This window comes from Pseudarthrobacter sp. MDT1-56, from assembly GCF_059383555.1.
The window spans coordinates 21,003-40,968 of sequence record NZ_JBWZCK010000008.1 but is presented as its reverse complement, the minus strand read 5'-3'; the positions used below and the strand labels follow the sequence as shown (position 1 = coordinate 40,968).

The 19,966-nt window shown below is 69.4% G+C and carries 19 protein-coding genes; 13 read left to right on the top strand and 6 right to left on the bottom strand.

Annotated features, from left to right (window positions below):
• Positions 1 to 50: 50 nt before the first annotated feature.
• From AC50YC_RS12335 to AC50YC_RS12315, 5 genes are read left to right on the top strand one after another with little or no spacing between them, the layout of a single operon-like run.
• Entirely contained in the window at positions 51 to 3,761 is a 3,711-nt protein-coding gene (locus AC50YC_RS12335; RefSeq protein ID WP_494953803.1) for a nitrate reductase subunit alpha, read from the top strand.
• Positions 3,761 to 5,479 carry a nitrate reductase subunit beta gene (narH, locus tag AC50YC_RS12330; protein ID WP_494953802.1) on the top strand — a complete coding sequence of 573 codons (1,719 nt, stop codon included), beginning with the start codon at positions 3,761 to 3,763 and terminating at the stop codon, positions 5,477 to 5,479. Before AC50YC_RS12335 ends, narH begins: the two co-directional genes overlap by 1 nt.
• Positions 5,476 to 6,096, top strand: coding sequence for a nitrate reductase molybdenum cofactor assembly chaperone (narJ, locus tag AC50YC_RS12325; RefSeq protein ID WP_494953801.1), 621 nt, complete (start codon positions 5,476 to 5,478; stop codon positions 6,094 to 6,096). The genes narH and narJ overlap by 4 nt, the downstream gene beginning before the upstream one ends.
• 2 nt (positions 6,097 to 6,098) lie before the next feature.
• Entirely contained in the window at positions 6,099 to 6,932 is an 834-nt protein-coding gene (gene narI, locus AC50YC_RS12320; RefSeq protein ID WP_494953800.1) for a respiratory nitrate reductase subunit gamma, read from the top strand.
• A gap of 50 nt (positions 6,933 to 6,982) precedes the next feature.
• Positions 6,983 to 8,206, top strand: coding sequence for an MFS transporter (locus AC50YC_RS12315; protein ID WP_494953799.1), 1,224 nt, complete (start codon positions 6,983 to 6,985; stop codon positions 8,204 to 8,206).
• A 16-nt stretch (positions 8,207 to 8,222) separates the two neighbouring features.
• On the opposite strand, the gene AC50YC_RS12310 is transcribed toward AC50YC_RS12315, so the two are convergent.
• Complete coding sequence (locus AC50YC_RS12310) at positions 8,223 to 9,560, bottom strand: DUF445 domain-containing protein (RefSeq protein WP_494953798.1); 1,338 nt, start codon at positions 9,558 to 9,560, stop codon at positions 8,223 to 8,225.
• Between the two features lie 50 nt (positions 9,561 to 9,610).
• On the opposite strand from AC50YC_RS12310, the gene AC50YC_RS12305 reads away from it, so the two are divergent.
• A complete protein-coding gene (locus AC50YC_RS12305) occupies positions 9,611 to 10,510 on the top strand; it encodes a glycerophosphodiester phosphodiesterase (RefSeq protein WP_494953797.1) in 900 nt (299 codons plus the stop codon).
• Here the strand turns inward: AC50YC_RS12305 and AC50YC_RS12300 are convergent.
• The 3 genes from AC50YC_RS12300 to AC50YC_RS12290 form a co-directional block, all read right to left on the bottom strand.
• Positions 10,507 to 12,213, bottom strand: a complete 1,707-nt coding sequence (locus tag AC50YC_RS12300) for an HNH endonuclease signature motif containing protein (protein WP_494953796.1) — start codon at positions 12,211 to 12,213, stop codon at positions 10,507 to 10,509. The genes AC50YC_RS12305 and AC50YC_RS12300 overlap by 4 nt on opposite strands.
• A gap of 153 nt (positions 12,214 to 12,366) precedes the next feature.
• Positions 12,367 to 13,959 carry an ABC transporter permease gene (locus tag AC50YC_RS12295; protein ID WP_494953795.1) on the bottom strand — a complete coding sequence of 531 codons (1,593 nt, stop codon included), beginning with the start codon at positions 13,957 to 13,959 and terminating at the stop codon, positions 12,367 to 12,369.
• Positions 13,952 to 14,923 (bottom strand): ABC transporter ATP-binding protein, encoded by a 972-nt coding sequence (locus tag AC50YC_RS12290; protein WP_494953794.1) that lies wholly within the window; start codon positions 14,921 to 14,923, stop codon positions 13,952 to 13,954. Before AC50YC_RS12290 ends, AC50YC_RS12295 begins: the two co-directional genes overlap by 8 nt.
• A 109-nt stretch (positions 14,924 to 15,032) precedes the next feature.
• On the opposite strand from AC50YC_RS12290, the gene AC50YC_RS12285 reads away from it, so the two are divergent.
• The 5 genes from AC50YC_RS12285 to AC50YC_RS12265 all read left to right on the top strand — a co-directional run bounded on the left by AC50YC_RS12285 (position 15,033) and on the right by AC50YC_RS12265 (position 17,541).
• Positions 15,033 to 15,476, top strand: coding sequence for a DoxX family protein (locus AC50YC_RS12285; protein WP_494953793.1), 444 nt, complete (start codon positions 15,033 to 15,035; stop codon positions 15,474 to 15,476).
• Positions 15,473 to 16,210 (top strand): AzlC family ABC transporter permease, encoded by a 738-nt coding sequence (locus AC50YC_RS12280; protein WP_494953792.1) that lies wholly within the window; start codon positions 15,473 to 15,475, stop codon positions 16,208 to 16,210. The genes AC50YC_RS12285 and AC50YC_RS12280 overlap by 4 nt, the downstream gene beginning before the upstream one ends.
• Positions 16,207 to 16,518 carry an AzlD domain-containing protein gene (locus AC50YC_RS12275; protein WP_494953791.1) on the top strand — a complete coding sequence of 104 codons (312 nt, stop codon included), beginning with the start codon at positions 16,207 to 16,209 and terminating at the stop codon, positions 16,516 to 16,518. The genes AC50YC_RS12280 and AC50YC_RS12275 overlap by 4 nt, the downstream gene beginning before the upstream one ends.
• Before the next feature lie 106 nt (positions 16,519 to 16,624).
• Entirely contained in the window at positions 16,625 to 16,816 is a 192-nt protein-coding gene (locus AC50YC_RS12270) for a hypothetical protein (protein ID WP_494953790.1), read from the top strand.
• A complete protein-coding gene (locus AC50YC_RS12265; RefSeq protein ID WP_494953789.1) occupies positions 16,816 to 17,541 on the top strand; it encodes a GAF and ANTAR domain-containing protein in 726 nt (241 codons plus the stop codon). The genes AC50YC_RS12270 and AC50YC_RS12265 overlap by 1 nt, the downstream gene beginning before the upstream one ends.
• 4 nt (positions 17,542 to 17,545) lie before the next feature.
• Here the strand turns inward: AC50YC_RS12265 and AC50YC_RS12260 are convergent, their stop codons facing one another.
• Together AC50YC_RS12260 and AC50YC_RS12255 are read right to left on the bottom strand one after the other, a co-directional pair.
• Positions 17,546 to 17,962 carry a YkvA family protein gene (locus AC50YC_RS12260; RefSeq protein ID WP_494953788.1) on the bottom strand — a complete coding sequence of 139 codons (417 nt, stop codon included), beginning with the start codon at positions 17,960 to 17,962 and terminating at the stop codon, positions 17,546 to 17,548.
• A 5-nt stretch (positions 17,963 to 17,967) separates the two neighbouring features.
• Positions 17,968 to 18,600, bottom strand: coding sequence for a TetR/AcrR family transcriptional regulator (locus AC50YC_RS12255; protein ID WP_494953787.1), 633 nt, complete (start codon positions 18,598 to 18,600; stop codon positions 17,968 to 17,970).
• A gap of 167 nt (positions 18,601 to 18,767) precedes the next feature.
• Here AC50YC_RS12255 and AC50YC_RS12250 point away from each other — a divergent pair, with 167 nt between their 5' ends.
• Complete coding sequence (locus AC50YC_RS12250; RefSeq protein WP_494953786.1) at positions 18,768 to 19,115, top strand: thiamine-binding protein; 348 nt, start codon at positions 18,768 to 18,770, stop codon at positions 19,113 to 19,115.
• Between the two features lie 91 nt (positions 19,116 to 19,206).
• Positions 19,207 to 19,884 carry an O-methyltransferase gene (locus tag AC50YC_RS12245; protein ID WP_494953785.1) on the top strand — a complete coding sequence of 226 codons (678 nt, stop codon included), beginning with the start codon at positions 19,207 to 19,209 and terminating at the stop codon, positions 19,882 to 19,884.
• Positions 19,885 to 19,966: the final 82 nt, after the last annotated feature.

Here is a 19,966-nt window from a genome sequence, read left to right as displayed (position 1 = left end):
AGTGCCGTAAGGCCCTATCCGGGCCAGAAACGGCAACCTAGCTTTGGGTCATGACTGCCGGAGGCCCCGCGGGGTTAGATGGACCCGCCTCGGATGCCATGTTGAAGCTCGGCCGGTTTTTCACGAAGTGGGACCAAACCGACGACGGCAGGGCGGTGTTCCGGGAAGGCGGCCGCAAGGGCGACATCTTCTACCGGGACCGGTGGAGCCACGACAAGGTGGTCCGCTCCACCCACGGGGTGAACTGCACCGGCTCGTGCTCCTGGAAGGTGTACGTCAAGGACGGCATCATCACCTGGGAGTCCCAGCAGACCGATTACCCCTCCGTGGGTCCGGACAGCCCGGAATACGAGCCGCGGGGCTGCCCGCGCGGGGCGGCCTTCTCCTGGTACACCTACTCGCCCACCCGGGTCCGGTTCCCCTATGCGCGGGGTGTCCTCGTGGAGATGTACCGCGAGGCCAAGGCCCGGCTGGGCGACCCGGTGCTGGCCTTTGCCGACGTCGTGGGGGACCCGGAGCGGCGCCGGCGCTACCAGCTGGCGCGCGGCAAGGGCGGCCTGGTCCGGGTCTCCTGGCAGGAGGCGATCGAAATCGCGGCCGCCGCCCACGTGAACACGATCAAGAACTACGGGCCGGACCGCTGCGCCGGTTTCTCGCCGATCCCCGCGATGTCGATGGTCTCGCACGCGGTCGGAACCCGCTTCATCCAGCTGATCGGCGGGGTGATGACGTCATTCTACGACTGGTACGCGGACCTGCCCGTGGCCAGTCCGCAGGTCTTCGGGGACCAGACCGACGTCCCGGAGTCCGGTGACTGGTGGGACGCTGGCTACCTGATGATGTGGGGCTCCAACGTCCCCGTCACCCGGACCCCGGATGCGCACTGGATGGCTGAGGTGCGGTACCGCGGAACCAAGGTGGTGACGGTCAGCCCGGACTATGCGGACAACACGAAATTCGCCGACGAATGGCTCCCTGCCCAGGCCGGAACCGACGCCGCCCTGGCCATGGCGATGGGCCACGTGATGCTGAAGGAATTCTTCATCGACCGCGAGGTCCCGTTCTTCTCCGACTACGTCCGCCAATACACGGACCTGCCGTTCCTGGTCCGGCTCGAACGGCGCGACGACGGCACCCTCACCCCGTCGAAGTTCCTCACCGCGAGGGATATACCGGCCGAGTCCCTGGTCGAGGACGCGGCGTTCCGCACCGTGCTGTTCGACAAGAAGTCAGGACGCCCGGCAGTTCCCAACGGCTCCATGGGGTTCCGCTACTCCGGCAGCGGCGAGGGCAAGTGGAACCTGGACCTGGAGGGGATCGAACCGGCGCTGTCGCTGCGTGAGGTCTCCGGGGCCAGTGCCGAGATCCTGCTGCCCTGCTTCGAGGACGCCGACGGCACCGGCAGCGTTCTCCGGCGCGGAGTGCCGGTCATCGAGGTGGAGGGCCAGCTGGTCACCACTGTGTTCGACCTCATGCTGGCCCAGTACGGCGTCGGCCGCGAAGGCCTGCCGGGGGAGTGGGCCACCGGCTATGACGACGCCGCGACGCCCTACACCCCGGCCTGGCAGGAGGAGATCACGTCCGTCCCCGCGCTGGCCTGCATCCGGGTGGCGCGCGAATTCGCCCGCAACGCCGAGCAGTCCAAGGGCCGGTCCATGATCATCATGGGCGCCGGGATCTGCCAGTGGTTCCACGGCGACACCACCTACCGGGCGGTGCTGGCGCTCGTGATGCTGACCGGCTGCATGGGCCGCAACGGCGGCGGCTGGGCGCACTATGTGGGACAGGAGAAGACGCGGCCGGTCACCGGCTGGTTGTCGCTGGCCAATGCCCTGGACTGGTCACGCCCGCCCCGGACCATGATCGGCACCGGCTACTGGTACATGCACACGGACCAGTGGCGCCAGGACGGCTACTCCGCGGATGCGCTGAAGTCCCCGCTGTCCACCGGGGCGATGGACGGCATGCACACCGCGGACGCGCTGGCCCAGTCCGCCCGGCTCGGCTGGATGCCCTTCTATCCGCAGTTCGACCGGAACCCGTTGGACCTCGCGGACGAGGCGGAGGCCGCCGTCGCCGCCGGCACGGCGAAGGACACCCCCAGCTTTATCGCGGACGCGCTCAAGAACCGCACCCTGAACCCGGCGATCGAGGACGTGGACGCGCCGGAGAACTGGCCGCGGACGCTCGTGCTGTGGCGCTCCAACCTGTTCGGTTCCTCCGCCAAGGGCAACGAGTACTTCCTGCGGAACCTGCTGGGAACCCACAACAACGTCCTGGGCAAGGACCACGCCGAAGGCCTCAAGCCCCGGGACGTGAAATGGCACGATCAGGCGCCGGAAGGGAAACTGGACCTGCTGGTCTCCGCGGACTTCCGGATGACCTCCACCACGCTGCTGTCCGACGTCGTGTTCCCGGCCGCGACCTGGTACGAGAAGCATGATCTGTCCTCCACGGACATGCACCCCTTCGTGCACGCCTTTACCCCGGCGATCGATCCTCCGTGGGAGACGAAAACGGACTTCGACATGTTCCACCTGCTGGCCCAGGAGTTCTCCCGGATGGCCAAGACGCACCTGGGCGTGCGCCGGGACCTGGTCAGCGTGCCGCTGCAGCACGACACTCCGGGCCAGCTCGCCCAGCCCGGCGGGATCGTCCGGGACTGGCGGGACACGTCTATCCCCGCGGTCCCCGGGCAGAACATGCCCGTCTTTTCGGTCGTGGAGCGGGACTACACCGCCATCGCGGACAAGCTGGCCGCCGTCGGGCCGCTGGCCGACAAACTCGGATTCACGGTCAAGAACGTCACCTACAAACTCGCCGGACCCCTGGACCGGCTCGGCCGCTCCAACGGCGTGATGCTCGGCGGCGCCGCGGACGGCCGCCCCGCGATCGAAACCGACGCGAAAATGGCCGAGGCAATCCTGGCCTTCTCCGGCACCACCAACGGCGTGCTGTCCGTGCAGGGCTTCAAGGACCTGGAACTCCGCACGGGTAAGAAACTGGCGGACCTGTCCGAGGGGTCCGAGGAAAAATTCATCACCTTCGCCCAGACGCAGGCCGGCCCGGTCCCGGTGATCACCTCGCCGGAGTGGTCCGGTTCCGAAACGGGCGGGCGGCGCTACGCCCCGTTCACCATCAACATCGAACGGCTCAAGCCCTTCCACACCCTGACCGGCCGGATGCACTTCTTCCTCGACCACGACTGGATGATCGATATCGGCGAGGCGCTGCCGATCTACCGGCCGCCGCTGGACATGCACAAGCTCTTCGGCGAACCCAAACTCGGCCAGGACGGGGCCATGGAGGTGGTGGTCCGCTACCTGACCCCGCACTCCAAGTGGTCCATCCACTCCGAATACCAGGACAACCTGCTGATGCTCTCGCTCTCCCGCGGCGGGCCGACGGTCTGGATGAGCCCCGCCGACGCGGACGCCATCAAGGTCAAGGACAACGACTGGGTAGAGTGCCTGAACATCAACGGCGTCCTGGTGGCCCGGGCCATCGTCAGCCACCGGATGCCGGCCGGTGTGGTCTACGTCCACCACGCGCAGGAACGCACCATCGACGTGCCGAAGTCCGAGGCCACCGGCCGGCGCGGAGGAATCCACAATTCCGTGACCCGGCTGCTGGTCAAACCCTCGCACCTGATAGGCGGGTACGCCCAGCAGGCCTACGCGTTCAACTACCTGGGCCCCACCGGGAACCAGCGCGACATGGTCGCCACCGTCCGCCGTCGTTCCCAGGAGGTGCAGTACTGATGCGTGTTATGGCTCAAATGGGCATGGTCATGAACCTGGACAAATGCATCGGCTGCCACACCTGTTCCGTGACCTGCAAGCAGGCCTGGACCAACCGTGCGGGCACCGAATACGTCTGGTTCAACAACGTCGAAACCCGCCCCGGCCAGGGGTATCCGCGCCGCTATGAGGACCAGGACAAGTGGCGGGGCGGCTGGGTGCTGAACAAGCGCGGCAAGCTGGTCCTCAAGGCAGGCGGGCGGGTCAAGAAGCTCTTCGGGATCTTCGCCAGCCCGGTCCAGCCCGAGCTCAAGGACTACTACGAGCCGTGGACCTACGACTACAAGACCCTCGTGGACGCGCCCCTGGGCGACGATTTCCCGGTGGCCCGGCCCAAGTCCCTGATCACCGGGAAGGACACAAAGATCACCTGGTCGGCGAACTGGGACGATGATTTGGGCGGTTCCACCGAGAACGGGCACCTGGACCCGATCGTGGAAAAGGTCCGGCGGGAATCCGAAGACAAGATCAAGTTCGCCTACGAGCAGACCTTCATGTTCTACCTCCCGCGGATCTGCGAGCACTGCTTGAACCCCTCCTGCATGGCCTCCTGCCCCTCCGGCGCGATCTACAAGCGCGTGGAGGACGGGATTGTCCTGGTGGACCAGGACAAATGCCGCGGCTGGCGGCAGTGCGTCACCGGCTGCCCGTACAAGAAGATCTACTTCAACCACAAGACCGGCAAGGCCGAGAAGTGCACCTTCTGCTACCCGCGGGTGGAGGTGGGGCTGCCGACGGTCTGCTCGGAGACCTGCGTGGGCCGGCTGCGGTACCTGGGGCTGTTCCTGTACGACGCCGACGCCGTCACGGCGGCGGCGTCCGTCACGGACCCCCAGGAACTCTACGACGCCCAGATGGACGTGCTGCTGGACCCGAACGACCCCGCCGTCCAGACCGAAGCCCGGGCCCAGGGCATCCCGGAGGACTGGATTGACGCAGCCCGGCGGTCGCCGGTCTACGCCCTGGCCAAGGTCTACAAGGTGGCCCTGCCGCTGCACCCCGAATACCGGACCATGCCGATGGTCTGGTACGTGCCGCCCCTTTCACCCGTGGTGGACCTGCTGCGCGACCAGGGGCACGACGGCGAGGACGCCGGCAACCTCTTCGGCGCCATCGACGCGCTGCGCATCCCGGTCGAGTACCTCGCGGAACTCTTCACCGCCGGCGACGCCGACCGGGTCACCGCGGTGCTGAAGAAACTCGCGGCCATGCGTTCCTTCATGCGCGGCATCAGCCTCGGCAACGACCCCGACGACTCCATCCCCGAAGCAGTGGGCATGGACAGCCAGACCATGTACGAGATGTACCGGCTGATGGCGATCGCGAAGTACGAGGAGCGGTACGTCATCCCCAAAGCGCATGTGGAACAGGCCCATGACCTGGAGGAGATGGGCTGCTCGCTGGATTTCGAGGGCGGGCCGGGCATGCAGGATTCCGCCCCTTTCGGCGAGGCCAGCGGCCGACCCGTCCCGGTGGCGGTGGAAACGTTCAACGCCCTGCGGGACCGGCAGACCTCCGGCGCGGCGCCCGGGGAAACCACACTGCGCGGCCGGGTGAACCTGCTGAACTGGGACGGGACGGGGGCTCCCTCCGGGCTCTTTCCGGAAAAGGCGCTGGTGACGGAAAAGCCGCCCGCGCCGCCCGGTCCCGGCGCCCCGGCGGACGGGGAGCGGCTGTGAGCCGGCGCGAGCAGGTGGTCTACCTTGCGGCGTCCTGGTGCCTGTCCTACCCGGACGAGGAGCTCATCGGCAAGGTGCCGCTCATGCGGGCCGCGCTGGCCGAGTTCCCGGGCGCGGTCGCGGACTTCCAGGAGGTGCTGGATTCGCTGGAAGCCAGCCCGCCGATGGAAAGCCAGGCCCACTACGTGCGCGAGTTCGACCTCGGCAAGCGCCACGCCCTGCACCTGTCCTACTGGACGGACGGGGACACCCGGCGCCGCGGCGAAGTCCTGGGCAACTTCAAGAAAGCCTACCGGCAGAGCGACATCCTGGTGGACACCCACGGGGAACTGCCCGACTACCTGCCGATGGTGCTGGAATACGCCGCGCTCGTGGACCTCGCCGCCGGCCGTGAGCTGCTGACCCGCTTCCGGGCGAGCCTGGAGATGCTCCGCTTCGGGCTGCTCCGGGATGAACTTCCGCACGCCCGGATCCTGCAGGCCATCTGCGCCACCCTGCCCGGGAAGTCGCCCGCGGACGAGCAGGCCGTGATGCGGATGGCCGGCTACGGTCCGCCCGCCGAAGCGGTGGGCCTGGACCCGTACGATCCGCGACTGCTGCCCGTGAAGGGGGCCTGACCATGCTGGTGTCCGAAACCGAGCCCGGATCCGCCGTCGAAATCTCCGCCCTGGACATCGTGCTCTGGGGCGTCCTGCCTTACCTCATGATCGTGGTGCTGGTCGGCGGCCTGGTCTGGCGCTACCGGTATGACCAGTTCGGCTGGACCACCAGATCCTCCCAGCTCTACGAATCCCGGCTGCTGCGGATCGCCTCACCCTTGTTCCACTTCGGCCTGCTCGCCGTGATTGCGGGGCACTTCTTCGGCCTGGTCATTCCGATGGCCTGGACCCAGGCGGTGGGAATGAGCCAGGACTTCTACCACTTCAACGCCCTGTTTGTGGGCGGTATTGCGGGCGTGGGAACGCTCGGCGGGATCCTTCTGCTGATCTACCGCCGGCGCACCACCGGGCCGGTCTTTATGGCCACCACCAGGAACGACAAGACCATGTACGTGGTGCTCACCGCGGCGATTGTGTTCGGCCTGTGGACCACCCTGGCCAGTGTTTTCGAGGGCGAGCACGGGCACAACTACCGCGAGACGGTGGCCCCCTGGTTCCGCTCCCTGTTCGTCTTCCAGCCGGACCTGGCGGCCATGGCGGCTGCGCCGTTCTCCTTCCACCTGCACACCCTGGTGGGCATGGCGCTCTTCCTGATCTGGCCCTTCACGCGGCTGGTCCATGCCTTCACAGCCCCGTTCCACTACCTTTTCCGCCCCTACATCGTCTACCGCTCGCGTGACCGGGACAGGGATGGCAGCAAAGCCGGCGCCGCAGCCGCGCGGAACTCCACCGTCGCCGCCCGCCGGGGCTGGTCCGCCGTCGGAACCCGCGACCGGGACACCCGCAACCGCTGAGCCGGGCTCCGGCCGGGCGCACAACTGATGTCGAACTGAGAGGACCACCAGTGGCCGGATCCGCCCCCCTTCCTTCGGCCGCCCCCGCCGGGCGGACCCTCAACCTCGTGCTCGCCACCTCTGCGTCGGTGGTCGGTTTCTGGGCCTGGAACTCGGTGGCCACCCTCGGCGCCTTCTACACGCAGACCCTCGAGCTGACTCCGGCCGCCACCGGCGTGCTCGTGGCCATGCCGGTGTTTGTCGGCTCGCTGGGCCGGATCGTCGTCGGCACCCTGACGGACCGGTACGGCGGCCGGGCCATGTTCACCTTCGTGCTGCTGGCCTCGATTCTGCCGATCCTGCTCGTGGCTGTCGGCGGGCTCCTCAGTTCCTTCGCCCTAGTGCTGGGTGCCGGGCTGCTGCTGGGCGTCGCCGGAACGGTCTTCGCCGTCGGGATCCCCTTCGTCAGCGCCTGGTACGAGCCCTCCCGGCGCGGCTTCGCCACCGGCGTCTTCGGCGCCGGGATGGGCGGCACGGCGCTGGCAGCCTTCCTGAACCCGAGGCTGGTCGCCGGGATCGGCTACTTCCCCACGCACCTGCTGATCGCCGCGATCCTCGCGGTCATGGCGGCCCTGGTCTGGTTCCTGATGAAGGAATCCCCGGGCTGGACCCGCAACAACCTCCCCGTCCTGCCCAAACTGGTCGACGCCGTGAAGACCCCGGTGACCTGGAAGATGTGCTTCCTCTATGCGGTGGTCTTCGGCGGCTTCGTCTCCTTCGCCACCTACCTGCCCACCTATCTCCGCGACGTCTACAGCTTCGATCCGAGCGGCGCCGGGGCCCGGACCGCCGGCTTCGCGCTGGCCGCTGTCCTGGCACGGCCGGTGGGCGGTGTGCTGGCGGACAAGTTCGGGCCCAAGCCCGTGGTGATCACCTCGCTGGCCGGCGTCGCGGTCCTCGCCTGGGTGGTGAACCTGCAGCCCGACGGCGAGGTCCCCGCCGGCCTGACCTTCGTCGCCATGGCGGCGGCGCTGGGGCTCGGAACGGGCGGGGTGTTCGCCTGGGTGGGGGTGCTCGCCCCGCCGGGGAAAGTCGGCAGCATCAGCGGAGTGGTCAGCGCCGCCGGCGGCCTGGGCGGCTACTTCCCGCCGCTGATCATGGGGGCGACGTACGACGCCGCGACACGCAGCTACTCGATCGGGCTGCTGCTGCTGGTGGTCACGGCGCTCGCTGCGCTGGCTTTCACGATCTTCGCCCTCCCGGGCCGGGCAAAAGCGAAAGTCGCGGCCGCCTAGCCGGGGCGTCGGATTGTCAGCCGAAGGCCAGATGCGCCACCGTGAAGATCGCGAGCCCGGCGAGGGCGCCCACCACGGTGCCGTTGATCCGGATGAACTGCAGGTCCTTGCCGATCTGGAGCTCGATCTTCTGCGAGGTTTCCTCGGCGTCCCAGCGGGCCACGGTATCGGTGATGACCCCCGCGATGTCCGAGCGGTACGTCTTCACGAGGTACCCCGCGGCGTCCCCGATCCACTTGTTCACCTTGCCGGCCAGCTCCGGGTCAACCACCAGCCGCGTGCCGAAGTCGTGCACGGCGGCCTTAAATCGAACGGTCAGCTCGCTGTGCGGATCGTCGACGGCGGAGAGCAGCGCCGCCTTGATCGTCCCCCAGGTGCGGGAGGCGAGTTCCCGGATCTCCGGATCGCCGAGGACCTGGGCCTTTATGCCTTCGGCCCGGGCGATCATCACCGGATCATGCTGCAGGTCCTGCGCGAGGTCCTTGAGGTACTTGTCGATCGACAGGCGGACCTGGTGCTGGGGGTCGGACTGCACGGCGCGGGTGAACTTCAGGATCTCCACGTAGACCTTGTCGCCCACGAGCCCGTCCACGAACGAGGGAACCCACGTCGGGGACCGGTCGGTGACCAGCCGGTTGACCGTTTCCTGGTTATCCCGCACCCAGTCCACGGTGCGGTCCACGAGCACGTCCACCAGCGCGTGGTGGTGGCCGTCCTCAAAAATGCGCTGGGCGACCCGGCCCACCGGCGGTCCCCACGGCGGGGCGAGCAGATGCCGCCGGACCATGCCCTCGATCACGGCCTGGACATCGTCGTCGTTGAGCACGGTAAAGGCGCCGCGGATGACGGCGGCGCCCTCCTTGGCGACGCGCTCGGCGCCGCCGGGCCCGGAGAGCCAGGCCCCGGCCTTGCGGGCGATGTCAACGGAAGCGAGTTTTTCGTGGACCACCTGCTCGGAGAGGAAGTTGGTCTCCACGAATTCGCCCAGGGAGGCGCCGATCTGGTCCTTGCGCTGCGGGATGATGGCGGTGTGCGGGATTTTGAGGCCCATGGGGTACTTGAACAGCGCCGTTACCGCGAACCAGTCCGCGAGGGCCCCGACCATGCCGCCTTCGGCCGCGGCCCGGACGTATTCGAGCCAGGGGTACTGCTTCTGCAGGGCGAAGGCGACCACAAAGATGATCGCCATCAGGACCAGCAGCGAGAGCGCCAGCAGCTTCATCTTCCGCAGCGCGGACGCCTTCTCGGCGTCGCCGGCGGCCACGGTTTGGCGGCGGGCGGCATCGCCGGCCGCGGCGGCTTCGGCGTCACCGGGGCCCTCCGGACGGGTACTTGGCTCAGTATTCACCTGCATGTGCCCAGCCTAGTCCCGCTTTGGCAGCGGCTGTCGGCTAACGTGGCAGCATGACGACTGACGAGTCCGCCGCAGCCCGTCCGCTGGTCTACGCCCACCGCGGTTCAAGCGGGGCGTTCGCCGAGCACACCCGCGCCGCCTACCTGCAGGCAATCGCCGACGGCGCCGACGGTGTGGAATGCGACATCCACCTCACCCGGGACCAGCACGCGGTGCTGCTGCACGACGCCAACCTGGACCGCACCTCGGACGGCACCGGGCCGGTGGCGGACCGGACCCTCCACGAGCTCCGGCAGCTGGACTTTTCGTCCTGGAAGGGCGCCAGGATTCCGGACGCCTACGGTGCCAGGTCCACCCAGCTGCTGACGCTTCCGGAGCTGCTGGTGCTGCTGCAGGCCGCGGGCCGGGAGATCGGCCTGGCGATCGAGCTCAAACACCCCAGCCCCTTCCAGCTCAAGCTGGAGGACCGGGTCCTGGAGGTCCTCCGGTCACAGGGCTGGGACCCGGCGACGTCCCGGCTCGGCAACATCACGGTGTCCTTCATGAGCTTCAGCCCCGACTCGGTAAAGCACCTGCTGAAGTCAGTCCCCTCCGACGCCGTGTGCCAGCTCGTGGACGACGTCGACGTCCTGGAGATCCGCGAGGAGCTCGGCCTGGGGGCGCTTACCGGCGGGGCGCTCGCGAACCTGATGAAGGCGGCGCAAACCGAAGCCGAGCGGATCCTGGACGACTGCGAGACCGGGCTGGCCGGGCCGGGCATCGACTATGTCCGCGGGCATTCCCGGACCATCCGTCGCTGGCTCAAGTCCGGCCGCCGCTTCCGGGTATGGACCGTGGACTCGGAAAACGACGTCGCGCTCTGCCGGGAGCTCGGAATCCACGAGATCACCACCAACCGGCCCGCGCAGGTCCTCGCCCAGCTGTCGGCCGGCACCCAGAGCCGCCGCTAAGCGGCAATGAAGTGGTGCCAGTCCGGGAAGGGGTCTTCGGGCAGTTCCAAGTTGGGATCCGGGCCGGGGTCCGGCGGCGGTTCCAGGTCGGGACCCCAGCGTGGATCCGCGGGCGGGCTCTGGCCGCCCCGGCCTGGGCCCGGGTCTGCATCCGCGGGCAGACTTCCGTCCGTGAACAGGGCGCCGGGTGGCCAGTGGGGTGGTTCCCAGTCCTGCTGCTCGCTGGGATAGTACCTTCCGGACGGTGAGGTCCAGCCCGGCGGGCTGTGATTGCTGGCCCCGGCTGGTGTCCAGGCCGAGCTGTGTTTCAGCCGGTGATGTTTCGGGCAGGGCTGGCCGAGGTTGGTGATCCCGGTGGTCCCTCCGTCGGCCCAGGCCAGGAGATGGTCCGCCTCATTGTCCAGGGAGTGGTTGTTGCAGCCGGGGAACGGACACCTGCCGTCGCGGAGGTGGAGCCAGTGGCGCTGGGCTTTCGTGAGGCGGTAGCTGGTCCGGCCGATCTCCAGCGGGGCACCGTCCCGCGGGTCCGTCAGGACCCGGTAGAAGGAACCCGCACCGTCGGCGACCAGACGGCGGGCCATCGACGGCGGAATCGGCCCGTACCCGTCCAGCATCGCCGGTTCCTCCCCGGAACCCAGCAGCGACAGGACCGGGACCGTGACCAGGACCTGCGCCCGCGGGACCGGCACACCCCCGCAGCCGCCCCCGCAGGCACCGCCGTCCCCGGCGCGGTGAGTATCACAGCCGGCCGGTCCGCCCAAAGTCCCGGTGCAGGCGCAGTTGTTAGTGAGGAGCCAGGTGGCGGCGACGTCGGCGCGGAGCTGAGTCAGCGTGCGGGTCTCGTCCGGGCCCTGCAGGGCGCGGGCGGCGGCGGTGGTCCGTTCCCAGATTCCCGCGGCGGTGTCGGCCGGGAGGTACGCGGAGAGCCAGGCCATCCCGTCCCGGTCCGGGCAGTACTCGACCCGCCGGTCCGCAGCACCCTTGGTGTGGCGTTTCTCGATGCTGACCGGGTGGTGGCGTTCCCGCCACGTGCGCGCCTTGGTGCGGAACCGTCCCGGGCCGAGATCCCCGGCAGGGCACCCCCTGGCCGGGTTGGGCGCGTCGGGGTCCAGGAAGTGCGCCTCCAGCGCCGCCGCCGCGGCCGGATCCAGGTTGCTGGTTTCGTCCACCATGATCCGGGCGTGGGCCCACGAGATTGTCCCGGCCTGCAGGGCCGCCAGGGTCAGCGGCAGCCGCGTGGTCAGGGCCCGGCACTCGGACAAGAAGGCGCCGGCGGCGTGTTCGCTGACGGTCAGGACACACGCGACCTCGGCCACCAAAGCCATCTCCCGGACGGCGCGGTCATGCGGGGACGCCGCCGGGGAGGCCAGGGCCCGGGCCGCCTCAGCGTAGCCCGCGGTCAGGCGTACCTTCAGCGCAGCGTTCCGGGCCTCCCGCCGGGCCGCCCCGGCCATCCCGTCCAGGCACGCATCCGCCAAAGCCCGCAACGGATCATCCCACGACGGGCCAGCCCCGGACGGACCCATGTGGCCAGCACCGGAAGAAGAACCAGTTTGGCCAGAACCCGACGGACCAGTCAGTTCAGAAACGGACAGGTCAGCGCGGCCAGCGCCGCCCCCGGCGACGGAATCCAGTGCCGAAGTCAACGCCGCGACAGACGCCAGGGCCTCCCTGCCCTCCGCACTCCAGTCCGTGCTTTCCATAAACCCATCAAATCATCGAGCCCCGACAAAAAGACGACCGGCCGGCGTGACGATGGCACTGGTGCCTGGAACGGGGGTTTTCGTCAACTGACTCTCACCGGGCCGCTGAGCTTCTCCACCAACAAGGACTGGTGGTGCCCAGACAGAAAGGGCCTAGGCGGCGAGATCGCGGCGGCGCCAGCCGGAATAACCCAGCGCCGCGAGGGCCGCTGCGGCCAGGGCGAGGACAGCCAGCGCCGGCACATCGCCGGCGTCCACCGGTAGCAGCGGGGAGTGCCGGAACGGGGAGAGGTCCATTAGCCATTCGGGGGCGTTCCAGAGCACGCCGAATTCCCCCGGGGCGACGAGGGCCAGCAGGAGGCCCCAGACCGTCCCGGCCAGCCGGGGCGCCCAGCCGAACACCGCCAGCGCCGCGCTGGTCACCACCCAGGCGGCGGGGATCTGGGCCAGGGCGGCCACGGCGCTGCGGCCCACCAGCGCGGCGTCGGTGACAGCGAAAGCGGCGCCCGCCCCGATCGATACGCCAGCCAGCAGGAGCAGCAAAGCGACCCCGGCCAGGGCAAAGACGAAGTGGCTGCTCGCCCAGCGGGCCCGGGTTGTGGCCGTCGCCAGCAGGGCTTCGGTGTGGCCCGCGGCCTCCTCGCTGCGCAGGTGGTTGGCGGACGACACCCCGTAGGCGGCCGCCAGCACCCCCATGATGCTGATCTCCGCGGCCAGGAAGGCATCTGTCAGGGCCTGCTGGCCGCCCATCAGCTTGATCAGGTCCTGCACGTTCGGCGAATTCAGCAGCTCTGCCACGTTGCTGGCCAGGGATCCAATCACGACGCCGAAAATCACGAACGCCACGGCCCAGGCCAGCAGCACCCGGTACTGCAGCCGCACGGCCAGGTCCCAGACGCCGGAGAGCGCGCCGACAGCCGGCCCGGGGCGCTCAGCGCGGAGCCCGGCGCCAAAGTCGCGCCGGGCACGGAGCACAAAGGCCGCCGGAACCAGCACGAGGCACAGGCTGACAGGCAACACCAGCACCCACCAGCGGTCCCCGGCGAATGCCCGGATCTGCTGGTTCCACCCGATTGGCGAGAGCCAGGAAAGCGCCGAGGGGCCCGGTTCGGACAGATCACCGACGGCGCGGAGCGCATAGGTGATCGCGACGAATCCGATGCTGAGCCCGGTCGCGGCCCTGGCACTGGCGGTCAGCTGTGCCGCCAGTCCCGCCACGGCGCTGAAGGCCATCCCCGTGGCAGCCCAGCCCAGCCCGAAGGCGAGGGACCCGACGGCCGGCAACCCGCCGGCCGTCAGCGCGGCCGCCGCGAGCAAACCGAGGACCACGTTGGCGCCGAGGCTGATGCTGAGCGCGGCCGCCAGCGGGGCGTCCCGGCCCAGCCTTCCGCCGCCAAGCAGCTCCAGGCGTCCGCTCTCCTCGTCGCTGCGGGTATGCCGGATGGTGAGGATGACCATGAGGACGGCGAGGATGGCGGTCATGAATGCGGTGTACTTAATCAGCGAGAGCGCACCGATGGAGGTGGGATCGTAGATCCGGCCGAACAGGGCCACCATCGAGGCGGTCGCGTTCAGGACCGTGGCGGCCTCGACGCGGCTCGCCGGATCCGGGTAAAGCTCGGCTCCGGCCAGCGCCGTCGAATAGGCGATCAGGGCAAAGCCGAGGATCCAGACCGGCAGCAGCAAACGGTCCCGCCGCAGCCCGAGCCGGATCAGGACACCGGTTCCGGCCAGGGTCTCAGGCATCGCCGGCCTGCCGTCCGCCCGGCCCCGGGGAGCCGGGCCGGCCCGGCGGGGTGCCGACGGCGGCGGCCGGAACCCCGGCGGCGATGTCACCGTAGTGGCGCAGGAACAGGTCCTCCAGCGTCGGCGGTTGGCTCGTGAGGGACTTCAGTCCCGCCGTCGTCAGCGCTTGCATCAGGTGGGTCAGTCCGGCGGGCTCGACCTGCGCGTTGACCCGGTGGTTCGTCACGACGACGTCGTGGACGCCGGGAAGGAGGTCGAGCCCGGGAGGCACCGTGGCGACGTCGGCCGTGACCGCGGTGCGGGTCAGGTGCCGGAGCTGCTCCAGCGGGCCGGTCTCCACCACCCGCCCGGCGCGGATAATGCTGACCCGGTCGGAGAGCGCTTCCGCCTCGCTGAGGATATGGCTGCTCAGCACCACGGAGCGCCCCTGGGCGCGCAATTCGCGGACGCAGCCGCGGAATGCGTCCTCCATCAGCGGGTCAAGGCCGCTCGTCGGCTCGTCCAGCAGGAACAGCTCGGCGTCGGTGGCCAGGGCAGCCACGAGGGCCACTTTCTGCCGGTTTCCCTTCGAGTAGGTGCGGGCCTTCTTCGTGGGGTCCAGCTCGAACAGCTCCAGCAGCCGCTCGCGGCGTGCACGGTCCTGGCCGCCCTGCAGCCGGCCCAGCAGGTCGATGACTTCTCCGCCGGTGAGGTTCGGCCAGAGGGCCACGTCCCCCGGGACATAGGCCAGCCGGCGGTGCAGGGTCGCCACCTCGCGCCAGGGGTCCAGGCCCAGCACCCGGATGGAACCCGCGCTGGAGCGCAGGAGGCCCAGCAGGAGCCGCAAGGTGGTGGACTTGCCGGATCCGTTGGGGCCGAGGAAACCGTGCACCTCGCCGGCCGCCACCTCGAAATCCAGTCCGTCCAGGGCCGTTACAGCCCCGAAGCGCTTTACGACGCCGGTCATTTCCACGACACTGCTCATAGTCAACAAGGTACGCCGGGTTGACGGGCAGGCACCCCTGCGGAAAGTCCCCATTTAGTGCTGGCAGCCGCAGTTAGCGAGGGCTCCGCGGCTGTGATTGAGTTATTCCATGCCATCTCGCTGGTCCGGCCGGGACACCCAGACGCTTTCCGCCGTGGCGATGAGCGCCCTGTTACTGGCCAGCGCCGCGAAGCACTTCGACGATCCCGGGTTTTTCGCCACGGTGGTTCCGGACTTCCTGTGCCGCGACGACACCGGCGAACGGTCCAACAGCCCCCTCGCCGTGCTCTCCCGGGAGGAATGGGTGGCCCTCAGCGGCCTGGTCGAGGCGGGCGCCGCCGTCGGGCTGCTGATCCCGGCGACCCGCCGCGCCGCCGCCGGGGGCGTCGCGGCCATGTTCACCGTATTCCTCGCCGGACACCTCGACGCCCTGCGCAAGGCGTACGGCCCGGACGGGACGCCCGGCCAGCGCCGCGCACACACCCTGCGGCTGCCGCTGCAGGCGCCGCTCATTGCCTGGGCCTGGAGCCTGCGGAACCCTGGCCTGCGGTGAGGCTCCTGCAGTCCCCGGCCGTCCGGGTCGGGCTCTCCATCAGCATCGCCACCGGCCTCTATGGCGTGTCCTTCGGCGCACTGTCCGTCACCTCCGGGCTCGACTTCTGGCAGACCATGGCGTTGAGCCTGCTGCTGTTCAGCGGCGGCTCGCAGTTCGCCTTCATCGGGGTGGTGGCCGGCGGCGGCTCCGGCATCGCCGCGATGGGTGCTGCCACTTTGCTGGGCATGCGCAACGGGATCTACGGCATGCAGATCAACGCGCTGCTGCAGCCGCGCGGCTGGCTGCGGTTCGCCGCCGCCCACGTCACCATCGACGAGTCCACCGCCACCAGCACGGGCCAGACCGACCCGCTCGAGCAGCGGCGCGGCTTCTGGACCGCGGGCCTGGGCATCTTCGTCCTCTGGAACCTGTTCACCGCCGTGGGCGCGCTCGCCGGAGCGTCGCTGGGGGATCCCAAGCAGTGGGGCCTGGACGGCGCCGCCGTCGCGGCGTTCCTGGGCCTGCTCTGGCCGCGGCTCAAGGGCCGCGAGCCGGTGGCGATCGCCGTTGTCTGCGCCTTGGCCACCGTGCTGGCCGTACCGTTTGTGCCCGCCGGGGTCCCGATCCTGGTTGCCGCGGTGGTGGCCGCGGCAGTCGGCTGGTTCAGCCACGGCCGCAGCGACGAGGGACTGGAACCGGACGTGGACCCCTACGCCGAACCGCACGGGCGTCCCTCCGGAGATGCTGTATGAGCCTGTGGATGTGGCTGCTGCTCTCCTGCCTGCTGGCCTACGCCTGGAAACTGCTGGGCTATCTGGTCCCGGCCAGCGTGCTGCGCGACCCCCGGATGTCCCGGATCGCCGGGACCATGACCATTGGCCTGCTGGCTTCCCTGACGATCGTGAACACCGTGGCCTCCGGGCAGACGCTGGCGCTGGATGCACGCCTGGGGGCACTGGCCGCGGCCGGTATCGCCCTGTTGTTCCGGGCGCCCTTCCTGGTGGTCGTCCTCGCCGGGGCCGGCGCGGCAGCCGGACTCAGGCTGCTGGGGTGGAGCTAGCAGCTCCGCAGATTCGCGAAGTACTGCTCCGCCGGCTGGCGCCGTACCGCTCCGTAACGGTCTTTAGTCCCTACTTGCCGCCAAGGCCCCGTGGGAGCATTCGGGTATGAGCGACAACGAGGATCCGGATACTCCTGCGCCCGGCAAAGGCGAGCATTCCAAGCCGCACGAGCCGTTCGTTCCGCCTGGTGCCGAGTCCACCCGCGAGCTGCGGGAGATGGCCCGGCGGCGCCGGGAGGCCGAGGAGAAGCTGCAGCACCACCTCCAGGAGGCCAAAGAGAAGCCGTCGGAGGATTGATGCTAAGAAACCGGCTCTCGGAGCGGCTGCAGGACCTCCTGCTCGACAACGACGCACTGGAGGATTTCCTCCAGCAACTGTCCAACCTGGCCGCCGAGATCGCCGCCGCCGAAACCGGCCGCCCGGTGCTGTGTTCGGTGCGGCTGGCCCGGCGCCGGCAGCCGACAGTCCTGGCCGGCAGCGGCCCCGAGGCCCTGCTGCTGGACAGCTTGCAGGACAGTGTGGCGGAGGGCCCTGGACTGGAGGCCCGGCAGGCCGGGCTGGCGGTGCTGGTGCCGGACACGACGATGGATCCCCGGTGGCGGCGCTACCAGCGGGCCGCCGCCCAGCGCGGGAACCGCAGTGTCCTCGCCGTAACACTGCTGGGGGATCGGGACACCACGGCCATCCTGACCTTCTCGTCGACATCCCCCGAGGCTTTCGACGACGGCGCCGTGGCAGCGTGCGGGGCGCTCGCACTCCGCGCCGCCAAGGTGATGCGGCTGGCTGTCCGGCTTGACTCCGCCAGAGGCCTGCAGCGGGACCTGCTGCAGGCCATGCGGTCGCGGACCGTGATTAACCTGGCCACCGGAATCCTCATGGCCCAGAGCCGCTGCTCGCAGACCGAGGCGTTCGAGCTGCTGGCCCAGGTCTCCAACACCAGGAACGTCAAGCTTCGGGTCATTGCCGACGAGATCCTCCAGAGGTTCGACGGCGGTCCGGCCGGAACGGCAGTCAGCTCCTGAGCTCCTACTGCGGTGCTCCGAGGCCGGCGAGCCTGAGGATGAGCTGCAGCCCGTCGGGCGTTCCCGCCCAGTGCCGGCGCACCGCGTCCTCGCCCGCCCGCGCGATTACCGAGCGCAGCACGAGGGCCACAATGATCACGTCGTCCGCGTAGCCAAGGACGGGCACGAAGTCCGGGACAAGGTCGATCGGGGAGAGCAGGTACGCCAGGAGCAGGGCAAGCCTGATCCGCACCCCGGCGCCCAGGGACTTGTCAGCGAGCAGCCGCCGCAGGAGTCTCAGCAGGTCCGGCAGCAACCGCAGCGCGTCCTTCATCGCGACCGTTTCCGGGTGCCGGCGCGCGTGGCCCCACAGGAGGAGCAGCAGGACCGCGTAGACCAGCAGCACGCCGCCAACGGCGCCCGCCACGGTTTCCCATGACACCGGGGCTAGCAGAGGACAGAGTCGAACGCCGTCCCCGGCAGCGGTGCCTGCGGCGGCAGCGGCCGGCGCGGACGCTCGGTGCGGATGGCGTCCTCGACAAGCGCGACGGGCCGGCGCCAGGCATCCGAACCGGCCTCCATGGTGTCCACGACGCCGATCAGCATAGCCAGCAGGCGGATCAGGTCCGTCATCGAAATGTCGCTGCGCAAAGTTCCCTGCCCCTGTCCGCGGCCCAGGAGCACGGCCACGGATTCGATCAGATCGCCCGTGATGCCGGTGAGGAGCCCGCGCCGGCCGGCGACGGCTCCCAGCAGGTTGGCTTCTTCGCTGGCAACGCCCATCAGTGCGTCAATGACACGGAAGAGCCCGTCCGCCGCGTCCGGCGCGGCGAGGGCCTCCTCGATGACCGGATCGACCAGCAGGCCGAGCTGGCGGTGCAGGGCTGCGAGGACGAGTTCTTCCTTGTCGGCGAAATTCCTGAAGAGCGTGGCGGGGCCGACGCCGGCCGTCACGGCGATGGTCTGGAGCGGCACCTCGGGGCCGTGCTCCCGGAAACACTGGCGGGCGGCGGTGATGATCTTGTCCACGTTCCGCGCGGCATCGGCGCGGAGCGGCCTGCGGTCTGCTACCCGGTTCATTTGCTCAGGTTAGCAACGCGGAGCCGGGTCGGGGAGGTTACTTCCGGGTATTGATTTATGTGACGGACCCGGCCGCAGGCTCCGGGCCCCGGACCCGTCCGGGAGCGGGGCATTTCCGTGCTCCATCCGGGCCGCCGGGCCTCCGGAGCACGTGAAAGACTGGTGCCATGTTGCTTGCATTCTCTGTCGCACCCTCAGGCCGTCCCGCGCGCACGGCCGATGACCCGCCCGCCGGTTCCGCCGCCGTCCCGGCGGACGAGGCTTCTGTCCACGACGCCGTCGCCGAAGCGGTGCGGATCGTGCGGGAGTCCGGCCTGCCGAACCATACCGACTCGATGTTCACCACGATCGAGGGGGAGTGGGATGAGGTCTTCGACGTCGTGAAGCGGGCCACCGAGGCCGTGGGCCGTTACGGCAGCAGGGTCTCCCTCGTCATCAAGGCCGACATCCGGCCGGGATTCACCGGTGAGCTCACCGGAAAACTGGACCGCCTGGAGCAGTCGCTCGGCGACTAGCCAGGCGCGCCGCGGGCCGGATCCGGGCCCGTCCGAATCCCGGCCCCCGGCGGCCTACCGCCGGGGGTGCCCAGCTGGAAGACTGAGGGGCATGTTCGAGCATCAGCCCACCGCCCGCTGGATCGCCGTCGAAAACTTCCTGTCCGAGCTGGTGGTCCGTCCGGACAACTCCCTGAAACGGGCCGTGAGCTCCGCCCTCGAGGCGGGCCTGCCGCCCATCGAGGTCACCCCCACCGCCGGCAAACTGCTCAAACTGCTGGTCCAGCTCTCCGGCGCCCGCCGGGTCCTGGAGATCGGGACGCTGGCCGGCTTCAGTACCATCTGGATGGCCCAGGGGCTGCCCGACGGCGGCCGGCTGCTCACGTGCGAATACCTCCCCAAACACGCCAAGGTCGCCCGCGCCAATGTGGACGCCGCCGGGCTGGGCCACCTCGTGGAGATCCGGGTCGGGGCGGCACTGGAGACGCTGCAGGCCCTCGCCGACGAGGGCGAAGAGCCCTTCGACTTCGTCTTCATCGACGCGGACAAGGAAAACAACCCGCACTATCTCGACTGGGCCATCCGCCTCGGCCGGCCCGGCACCGCCGTCGTAATGGACAACGTGGTCTGGGAAGGCGCCGTGCTGGAGCCCTCCATGGACGCCGTCAACGCCCCCGGCATCATCAGCGCGCTGCATATGCTGGGCGAAGACCCGCGGCTGGACGGCACCGTCATCCAGACCGTGGGCTCCAAAGGCTGGGACGGCTTCGCCCTCGCGCGGGTGCTGTAGCGGCGGTGAAGCCTTGCAGCGGCGACGGGACGGCCCCCGGAATTCCCAAAGTGCTAAGTGTGCTTAGATTTAGTGAGCAGCC

Excerpts from the sequence above, each read along its gene's own strand:
- AC50YC_RS12295 (WP_494953795.1), bottom strand. The coding sequence starts at position 13,959 with ATGCCTGAGACCCTGGCCGGAACCGGTGTCCTGATCCGGCTCGGGCTG.
- narI (WP_494953800.1), top strand. The coding sequence starts at position 6,099 with ATGCTGGTGTCCGAAACCGAGCCCGGATCCGCCGTCGAAATCTCCGCC.
- AC50YC_RS12335 (WP_494953803.1), top strand. The coding sequence starts at position 51 with ATGACTGCCGGAGGCCCCGCGGGGTTAGATGGACCCGCCTCGGATGCC.
- AC50YC_RS12245 (WP_494953785.1), top strand. The coding sequence starts at position 19,207 with ATGTTCGAGCATCAGCCCACCGCCCGCTGGATCGCCGTCGAAAACTTC.
- AC50YC_RS12250 (WP_494953786.1), top strand. The coding sequence starts at position 18,768 with ATGTTGCTTGCATTCTCTGTCGCACCCTCAGGCCGTCCCGCGCGCACG.
- AC50YC_RS12275 (WP_494953791.1), top strand. The coding sequence starts at position 16,207 with ATGAGCCTGTGGATGTGGCTGCTGCTCTCCTGCCTGCTGGCCTACGCC.
- AC50YC_RS12270 (WP_494953790.1), top strand. The coding sequence starts at position 16,625 with ATGAGCGACAACGAGGATCCGGATACTCCTGCGCCCGGCAAAGGCGAG.
- AC50YC_RS12300 (WP_494953796.1), bottom strand. The coding sequence starts at position 12,213 with ATGGAAAGCACGGACTGGAGTGCGGAGGGCAGGGAGGCCCTGGCGTCT.
- AC50YC_RS12255 (WP_494953787.1), bottom strand. The coding sequence starts at position 18,600 with ATGAACCGGGTAGCAGACCGCAGGCCGCTCCGCGCCGATGCCGCGCGG.
- AC50YC_RS12290 (WP_494953794.1), bottom strand. The coding sequence starts at position 14,923 with ATGAGCAGTGTCGTGGAAATGACCGGCGTCGTAAAGCGCTTCGGGGCT.
- AC50YC_RS12285 (WP_494953793.1), top strand. The coding sequence starts at position 15,033 with ATGCCATCTCGCTGGTCCGGCCGGGACACCCAGACGCTTTCCGCCGTG.
- AC50YC_RS12310 (WP_494953798.1), bottom strand. The coding sequence starts at position 9,560 with ATGCAGGTGAATACTGAGCCAAGTACCCGTCCGGAGGGCCCCGGTGAC.
- AC50YC_RS12305 (WP_494953797.1), top strand. The coding sequence starts at position 9,611 with ATGACGACTGACGAGTCCGCCGCAGCCCGTCCGCTGGTCTACGCCCAC.
- AC50YC_RS12265 (WP_494953789.1), top strand. The coding sequence starts at position 16,816 with ATGCTAAGAAACCGGCTCTCGGAGCGGCTGCAGGACCTCCTGCTCGAC.
- narH (WP_494953802.1), top strand. The coding sequence starts at position 3,761 with ATGCGTGTTATGGCTCAAATGGGCATGGTCATGAACCTGGACAAATGC.